Source organism: Escherichia sp. AM3 (genome assembly GCF_032029835.1).
Classification (GTDB): Bacteria; Pseudomonadota; Gammaproteobacteria; order Enterobacterales; family Enterobacteriaceae; genus Escherichia; species Escherichia coli.
This window is the reverse complement of sequence record NZ_JAVUPQ010000379.1, coordinates 1-991: the sequence shown is the minus strand read 5'-3', so window position 1 is coordinate 991 and position 991 is coordinate 1. Positions and strand designations below refer to the sequence as shown.

General features: G+C 41.8%; 2 protein-coding genes. Both read left to right on the top strand.

The features are described 5' to 3' along the window. Positions 1-45: 45 nt before the first annotated feature. Positions 46-690, top strand: a complete 645-nt coding sequence (locus RTW80_RS26010; RefSeq protein ID WP_000633913.1) for a division plane positioning ATPase MipZ — start codon at positions 46-48, stop codon at positions 688-690. Continuing rightward, the gene (locus RTW80_RS26005; RefSeq protein WP_000239529.1) at positions 684-959 is read left to right on the top strand and encodes a hypothetical protein; all 276 of its coding nucleotides are present in this window, start codon (positions 684-686) and stop codon (positions 957-959) included. The genes RTW80_RS26010 and RTW80_RS26005 overlap by 7 nt, the downstream gene beginning before the upstream one ends. The last annotated feature ends 32 nt before the right edge of the window (positions 960-991 follow it).

Sequence of the window (991 nt, the reverse complement as noted above, 5' to 3'; positions counted from 1 at the left end):
GTCAAAATATCATCATACTTCACACATCACATTTATGAGGTTGCAATGATTACTGTAGTTGGTGGGAACAAAGGTGGTTCAGGGAAAACTACCATTGCATCAAACCTGGCTATTGCTCTCGCAAATAAAGGAAGGGAAGTCTGCCTGTTAAACGGAGATCTACAACGAACAGCCGCAAAACATCATGCAGAACGAGAAGCTGCAGGACTGTTACCAGCAATAACCCTTGTTGAGAAATTTGATAACCTGACACAAACACTACAGGCTCTGAATGAAAAGTTCGATGATGTAATAGTGGATGTCGCAGGAAGAAACTCAAAGGAATTCATAACGAGTGGAGTTGTCGCACATCAAATAATTGCGCCACTACAGTGTTCTCAACCAGATCTGGATACTCTTACAGAACTAGAACAACAGATAGACGCAATGCGTAACCTTAACCCGGAACTTAAGGTTTATTGTTTACAAAGTATGGCAACAACCAATCCGGTTTTGAGGGGAAATGAGAGAAAAGAATTCCTTGAATATCTTGAAGAATTCCCAACAATTCAAGTCCTGGATTCAGTTATTTGTTTCAGAAAAGTCTATCGCGATTGCATGAGCAACGGCACCGGTGTAGTAGAAACGAACAATACAGCAGCCAGAGCAGAAATTGAACATTTAATGAATGAGGTATTTGGCCCATGGTGAAGAAACCCAGCCAGCAAGCATTAAACAGAGCTGCAGTTACGGTAGAACAAGCAGAGGCTCTGGCTCAGCGCCTTGCGGATAAACCATACGGCGCGCCGGAAAAACCCGAACCAGAAAAACAATGTCGGACGACAATCTCTCTTGGTGAAAGCATGCTTGTCACAATAGAAGATCTGGCATTGAGGAATAAACGCAATGGTAAAGATCCAAAAAATGTAAGTGCCATCGTCAGAGTAGCCCTTGAGCAATACTTAAAAACACTAACGTAATAATCAAGAAGTTATTACTTATGAAATCACAC